Raw genomic sequence first — 7282 nt, 5'->3', positions numbered from 1 at the left:
GCAAGGGTAACACCCGCATCTCAGCAGAAACAATCTGTTAAAACGAAAGTCTTCGAATTATCGAAGTTGGATTTTGGATCTGAGAAAAAAGAAGCTGCCTAGCTGTTAAGCTAGACTGTAGAAGCCCAGTGATGAGAGTGAACCGATGTCGCTGGGTAGTTCACCGCTGATTCACATTGTTGCTCGGTAAATTTACCAATATGACAATCATTAGGTTTAACTTCTAGGTAGTTAGCCAACTGTCTGTACACATCAACTCTTGCAAAACCATACTCTTTCCAAAGTACATCTAATATTTTGTGTGCCTTTTGTCTTGCGCTTCTAGTGCCGGCATTAGCCAGGGTTCCTTGAGGTAAGTTATCTCCTTTGTGCACTGCAACGTATGAATCACATCCTGATTTGTAGTTTTCACAAAGATAAATTAAACCGTGATCTTTACCTTTGAATATGTGCTTTGATTCTGAAAGTGATGCTAACCCGGAACAGTATTCACATCGAACTTTGATGTCCACTGCAGCTCTTGAGTTTATTCCCATCACAATATCCTCCAGAAAGTGGATGAAATACATTCGCATCGATTTTTCAGCTAAGTCAGTTAAGTAATTAGCTTTATGCTTCAGCTCCCCTATAAGTGCCAGAGATAGAGCTTCATGCCGGTGATCAGAGAGCAACTTGCTTAGTTCATTTACATAGCTATACGTAGAAGCATCAACTATTCCAGACTTAGATAGTTGCTCTTGGACCAGTTTTTTTAGATCGACTTGGTTTAAATAAATCACAGCTTTGCCTTGTTTTAGTGTTTGTATGTCTTCCATTAAACCCTGGTTAAACAATTGCGCTGGAATTCAAAAAAAACTCAATTTTCTCGATTTTAATCTCTGCCTCAATTTTTTTGCGTGAAATAATGAGTGGCATAAGGAGGTGTAAATGAACCCAAAAAAATCAATACCAGTCTCCCAATTAGCCCTTTATTACTCAGATAGAGAATTATTTAGGAAAGCTAAAGGTGGTGCATTCGATAAAAAACTGGCTAAAAGAGGCACGCGAGAGCACGCCCGGGCAGGTAAAAGTTCAAATCTAATACGCGCTGTGTTTTTAACTATTATAGGTTTCATATGTTACTTATTATTCAAATTTTCCTAGTTTTCTCTATCGTAGTGATCGTACTTATTGCAAAAGGGTATAGCGTTAAGAGAAAGCTACAAGTGCCTCTTTATTATCTATTTCTTGGTGGTGATGTTGGGGGGCGAAAACCAATAAAGGTAGAAAATAAGAATCTAGTCGGTATGCCAGATGCCCTATTCTTCAATCTATTAAAGCTTAGGTTTGTTGTATGTGAGTTTAAGTCTCGAAACTATACTGGAGTAAATTTATATGAAAGAGCTCAAATTACATTGTATATGGGAATGCTGAACAAATGGTATCTACCTGCACCGCAAGGTATTGTTGCATATGGTAATGGTTTTGCTGTTCGAGTGAGGTTTAATAAATCATTGTTCAATGAAATTTGCGGTCTTCGAAAGCAGTGCTTAGTTGAATTGGGCAAGTTTTAACTTTTCTTATATGGAATATAGCTGTGAATACACATTTTTGTTCGTGTGGTAGCCTATTTGAGCTTACATTACAGCTTAGACGCATAGGCTTTAGCCTCATCTGACTGGCAGCACATAGTCGAATCCTGCTTTCAGGTAATTTTCGTATCCAAAACGTCGAAAACCACCTTTATTGGCGGTGGTCGCGATGGAAAGAAAGTTTTGGGCATAAATGGCTTTATAACTTTGAATACCTTTAAATGTTTTAAACCCATTTGAATGAGCTTTATCTTGTTGGCTAGTTCTGCTTCGCCACAGTACCTATAAGCTATGGATTTAAAGGAATAGTTGTATTTGTCATTTTAGCCAACAATCCACCAATTCGTTTGCGCATTTCACGCCTATCAATAATAATGTCTATAGAGCCATGCTCTAAGAGGAACTCACTCCGCTGAAAGCCCACAGGTAATTTCTCCCGAACAGTTTGTTCTATCACGCGACGTCCAGCAAAGCCGATAATTGCCTTCGGCTCGCCAATGTTAATATCTCCTAGCATGGCTAGACTCGCTGAAACGCCACCCAATGTTTGGTCTGTTAATACAGAAAAATATGGTAAGCCTTTACTGGATAACCGATTTAACGCAGCACTAGTTTTTGACATTTGCATTAACGATATCAGAGATTCTTGCATACGAGCGCCACCACTGGCAGAAAAGCAAACTAATCCACAATTTGCATCTACAGCAGCTTCAACTGCCTGAACAAAACGTGCACCTACAACTGAGCCCATCGACCCTGCCATAAAAGAAAACTCGAATGCACAGGCAACAACAGGTAAGCCCATAAGTTTTCCTTTCATCGCAACTAAGGCATCCCTTTCCCCAGTACTTTTCTGGGCTAGAGCAAGGCGTTCCTTGTAGCGTTTCAGATCCTTAAAATGTAGAAAGTCTTTCGGTTCAAGTTCACTCGCGATCTCAATTCGCTCTCCTTTATCTAAAAAGCTGTCTAAGCGGCGGCATGCTGACATCCTCATATGATGATCGCATTTTGGGCACACCTCTAAATTTTCTTCGAGGGCAATGCGATATAATATCTGATCACAGGATGGACATTTAGTCCATATTCCCTCTGGGATAGAAGCTTTACGTGTACTGATTATATTCTTCTTATCTAACAGTTTTTCTAACCAACTCATCGGAAACCTTTTCATATAACTTTAGTGATAAGTATTGTATAGGCCTATTTTTGGTAATAAAGTGTGCTTTATTGGTTTGATAATCCAATATTATGGGATTAAATAAGATGCTTGATAAAATTGACCAGCAGTGGCTAAAAAGTTTTCACTGTGTCTATGAGAACAACAGCTTCAAACGTGCTGCGGAATTTTTAAGTTTGCCTACATCAAATATCAGTCGTCATGTTGCTTTGCTCGAAGAGCGACTGGATATACGACTATTTAACAGAACCACACGCCGAATCGCTCCAACAGATGCAGGAGAACATCTCTACTTACGCACACAGCCATTGTTTGACAAACTTAATGATGCTCTTGAGGAAGTGACACAGCACTCTCATGAGGTCGTTGGGCAGCTTAGAGTTTTAATGCCAGACTCGCCTGCTTTAGCTCAAGCAGTCGTGTCTTTTTGTACCAAGCATCCCTCAATTTCACTATGTTGCGATACAAGTATCAGCCCGAAAGAGGATTTACTTGATGGGTTTGACGTGATTTTAAGTTTTCACAGAGGAAAGCTCGAAGATAATAATTGGGTAGCTAAGGAGATAAAGCGTTGGCCAAGCTCTGTTGTGACATCCCCAAAACTCTTAAAGACCTCTCCCAGACCTTTTCAGGTTACCGACTTGAAACACGTCCCATGTATCAATACTTTTACTGCGTTACATGGAGCACCTTGGGTTTTCAAAAATACTAAAGGTGAGCTTATTACTCAAAAAGTACAGTCTTCATTTAAGGTCAATAGCGGGCATCTCGCTAAATCTGGCACATTAGCTGCTCTGGGGTTTGCTATACTGCCCACCGAATTCTGTCGTAATGAAATAGATGCTGGTTCTCTGGAAATAGTAAAAATGGAATATGAGCCTGAAGATTTGGTTTTGTATATCTTTTACGCTTCCAGAAAACAATTGGCAAAAAAGATCTCGATGTTTATTCAACATTTAAAGCACCAAGCAAATTTAGATAGAGGCTGAAAAGTAGAGGAAATAAATCGATAAAAGGATTTGTCTGAACCACTTTTTAGAGTAGGCGCTTGGCTAAGCAAACTTTTATGCAAGAATCAGGCTGCGGAATGCACTAAGAGGATGTATTAAACACCAGCTTGAAACTAATAACAAACAATGTTTTTTAATACTCAGTACAATAATCTGAACAGAGTAACGACTCTATCAAGAAACGGGCATAAATGTGCCGACCAAGATCCGATGAACTTGAAGTTGGACAGAAACAATTTAGCGCCGAAGGATGACTCTGTGCCAAAAGCGGATCTTCACGCCGTTGTAACCAGCTAAAAATAGTTGGCTAGAATTTTGTTAGGTACAATCAAAGCCAACTATTTTTTGTCCGTGTTAACAGCCTTGTTAGCAATTTTTACATCGTTCTCTGAAACACTCTTTCATCCTCACCCAAAGAGAGCATTTTCAATGCAATGACTTGCTTATTTTTATATATTGCTTGCAGTCTTGCTTCAGTAAACGCTTTAAAAACAATGGTCTTTTTATCAAGTAACTCAATTTCAAACGCCGGATCATTTGAATATTGATAAAAGAGTTTACCACTTTTTTGGAATATCTTGCGCTCTCCAAACGTACCTACTATCTGATTGAAATCACTCTGACTTGGCTGGTATTGGCTCGATTTTGCTTTAACCAATGGATAGACCCATTGATGCAAACCAAGGTTTTTACTATTACTTTTGATTAAGGAATTAAGCACCTCTGCATAAGCAACATAAAATGCATTATCACTACTTGTTTCAATATTTGGTTTCACCCCCTTTCTTTCCCAGTTGTCATTTGTTCTTGGATCTACAGGTCGTGTGGATGGTAAAGTGAGAATATAATCATTATTTACTATTTCAGTACTTCTACCATGAGCGGCGCCAGCAGTTACCTCTCCAACAATGGTAGCTCTATTCAAACTTTGCATTGAATAGCTAAAGCCTTCTGCAGCGGATGCAGAATTACTGCTGGTGAGGATATAAAGAGGAGTATCTTTAAACCTAGGACCTGGTACATATGGCGAAGTCCAATCTTGCGTTTGAGTTAACACACCGTTTTCACGGCTTTCAAAAGTTGATAAATGGACTGTATCTAGGTCAAAGAAGTAACTTGCTAAGGAAGTCACCATAAATGGACTACCGCCATAATTGTTCCTTAAATCAATAATGATACCATCGGCATGCTGTAAAAATTTCATCGCATTTTCAAGCGTCTCACCTCCTAAGTGACTGTCAGAGAAAGCTCTTATATCGAGGTAACCAATATTGCCATCAAGCAATTCAACCTTTTTAAAACCATAGTTGTCTATAGGAGTCTCCATGACACGACTATCAGCAAACGCCTCAGTTTGTGCTGACGAACGATAATCTTTCAATTCACTAACCCAATTTGGATCATAAACAACAGAAAGATGTTTATCATTTGCAATCTTGTTTAATTCCAAGGTCATAAATTCAGCAATATCTTCAGATGACTTTTGACGTTCACAACCAGATAAAAATACTTGCGAACGTATTAACTGAGCTAACCTTGTTGCTGTATTTTCAATGACGTAGTTATCTTCAAGTTGTTTGGCAATATTTTGTGACACATCATAACAATCTGCAGCGCTGACATAATTGCATAGAACGAGTGAGCTAACGATGAGGGGTTTAAAGACTTTATTGTTCATATTTTCCTGAAATTTTAATTATTGTTTTTTAATAACGTTCGAACACACCAAAAGGGGTTAAAAGATTTTCTAAATGCTAAATTAAATTGCTAACGCCTAAATCAGGTGCGGCCTAGGCGTCACCTGGATTTACTTGTTAGCCTCCTGCATGATTTCACCAAATGTTAGAAACTGCCTGATTGTAGGAAAATCCCACTCATTTAGCCCTAAAGACATCAGGTGCTTAAGGGCTCCATCTTCAGGACAATCGCTGAGCTCATCTGGGTATGTACTGACAAACCAACTCCAGAAGATCTTTGCTTCGAGAGGAATTTCACCCGAAATATTTTGAAGCATTAGTATTGCATCAAGCATGAAATCAGATGTAAATCTCTCAATTGGAGCGATATTTATCTTTCCTTCAGGATCTTTATCTGCATGTTTGAAAAAATTATAAGGTTCATTGACAGTTCTTACATGCTTCCTGAATTCCTCTCTCGTCATGCCTTTTGGGTTCTTGACTACACTTACTATTCCTTGCTCTTTGCCCACATCAATTAACACCTGATGAGCAGATGCAATAACAGTATGAATCACTACAAAATCACGTAACTCAAAAAACAGAGTCACTGCTTCAGTAATCTGTCGTCTAGCAACTTCTATCTTGTCAATCCAAATTGGTTGCATTTTACTCCTTGGAAGCTAACAATTTAATATCGACTCATTGGGTCGTTTTTCTACCGAGCCGCGGGTCATTTTTATCATTGTACCAGTTCTACCACACTAACTAACTTGTTGCTACAGATAAACTTTTAATCATTATAGAGATTATGAAAAAGGTAAAAACGACCAAATGGGTTGTTTTCCTGAATATAGGAGAAACACATAGCAATTGGACACAAAATCAGTGTTGAAAAATAATTTTCTAATGACCGCTATTCGCTCAAAGCCGTCATTAGAGCATTCACTTTAACTCATTTTGGGGCGTGCGACGTGAAGTCGTATGAAGCGCTGTTCACCGCTTAATGAGTGAACCATCTGTATCACCAGATGATCCTAGGAGCCTGAATAAAGTAGCGGCTCTGACAATGTAACGAAGGTTGGTATGCGCCAATCGGGATCTTAATCGTGAGAGGACGATCCTCCTGATAACCACAAATCGGGTGAGTGCTAGGCAGTCAGTATGATGAACATAAGTGAATCCGCGTAAGGTGCGTTATATGATGAAACAGCGGAAGTGGTTAATACGCTGTAGCCAAAAGGCGCGAGAGTCGGAAAGAGATTGCCCCATGCTCTTTCGTGATCACTGAACTCTCCGCACTATAGCGGGCATCTAACCTGACATTGCGCAGCATACGGAACACGGTAAGCCTGTATCACTCCCTTTGGGAAAGCTTATATAGCCGATAGTGATGCAGGTAGAGGATGTTGGAGAAAGCAAAGGCTGGATTGTAATGATGCAGATACAGACGTCTGTCTGGCACGAAAGTGAGCTGACTTCCGACTGGTCTTCCGTTGCAAGAGAATTTGAAGAACTTTATTCAAGGAGAAACGCAAATGATGATTTCAAAAGAGATTAGTGCCTCTTCTGACAGTGCTCAATGGCAATCCATAAATTGGAAAACTGTTGAGTCACACGTTTTAAAGCTTCAGATGCGTATTGCAAAAGCAACAAGAGAAAGTAAACACGGCAAAGCGAAAGCGTTGCAGTGGATACTGACTCACTCGCATTCGGCAAAACTTCTTGCTGTTAAGCGAGTATCACAAAACAAAGGCAGTAAAACGCCCGGAATAGACGGCGTCATCTGGAATACGGATACGCGCCGCATGAAAGCAGTCAATCAATTGAGCAGAAAAGCTTATCAAG

At 39.6% G+C, this 7282-nt stretch carries 7 protein-coding genes; 3 read left to right on the top strand and 4 right to left on the bottom strand.

All coding sequences use genetic code 11. The annotated features are described in order from the left end of the window. Positions 1–110: 110 nt before the first annotated feature. On the bottom strand, positions 111–815 hold the full coding sequence (locus tag L1264_RS21125; RefSeq protein ID WP_199528391.1) for a zinc-finger-containing protein: 705 nt from the start codon (positions 813–815) through the stop codon (positions 111–113). Positions 816–1115: 300 nt separating this feature from the next. Here L1264_RS21125 and L1264_RS21120 point away from each other — a divergent pair, with 300 nt between their 5' ends. Next, entirely contained in the window at positions 1116–1553 is a 438-nt protein-coding gene (locus L1264_RS21120; protein WP_138533978.1) for a hypothetical protein, read from the top strand. 307 nt (positions 1554–1860) lie between these two features. On the opposite strand, the gene accD is transcribed toward L1264_RS21120, so the two are convergent. Then, positions 1861–2727 carry an acetyl-CoA carboxylase, carboxyltransferase subunit beta gene (gene accD / locus L1264_RS21115; protein ID WP_055022421.1) on the bottom strand — a complete coding sequence of 289 codons (867 nt, stop codon included), beginning with the start codon at positions 2725–2727 and terminating at the stop codon, positions 1861–1863. Positions 2728–2834: 107 nt separating this feature from the next. On the opposite strand from accD, the gene L1264_RS21110 reads away from it, so the two are divergent. Continuing rightward, positions 2835–3737: a LysR family transcriptional regulator gene (locus tag L1264_RS21110; RefSeq protein ID WP_199528393.1), complete on the top strand. Its 903-nt coding sequence runs from the start codon at positions 2835–2837 to the stop codon at positions 3735–3737. A gap of 397 nt (positions 3738–4134) precedes the next feature. On the opposite strand, the gene L1264_RS21105 is transcribed toward L1264_RS21110, so the two are convergent. Continuing rightward, positions 4135–5436, bottom strand: coding sequence for a S41 family peptidase (locus L1264_RS21105; protein WP_055022423.1), 1302 nt, complete (start codon positions 5434–5436; stop codon positions 4135–4137). 129 nt (positions 5437–5565) lie between these two features. Further along, complete coding sequence (locus L1264_RS21100) at positions 5566–6102, bottom strand: hypothetical protein (protein WP_055022424.1); 537 nt, start codon at positions 6100–6102, stop codon at positions 5566–5568. A gap of 870 nt (positions 6103–6972) precedes the next feature. Here L1264_RS21100 and L1264_RS21095 point away from each other — a divergent pair. Continuing rightward, a partial coding sequence (locus L1264_RS21095) for a reverse transcriptase N-terminal domain-containing protein (protein WP_235404610.1) occupies positions 6973–7282 on the top strand: 310 nt, incomplete at its 3' end.

The sequence above is a fragment of the Pseudoalteromonas sp. APAL1 genome (assembly GCF_021532475.1).
In the GTDB taxonomy this organism is placed as follows: Bacteria; Pseudomonadota; Gammaproteobacteria; order Enterobacterales; family Alteromonadaceae; genus Pseudoalteromonas; species Pseudoalteromonas lipolytica_C.
The sequence above is the reverse complement of the archived record's forward strand: the minus strand, read 5'-3'. Positions and strand labels throughout refer to the sequence as shown.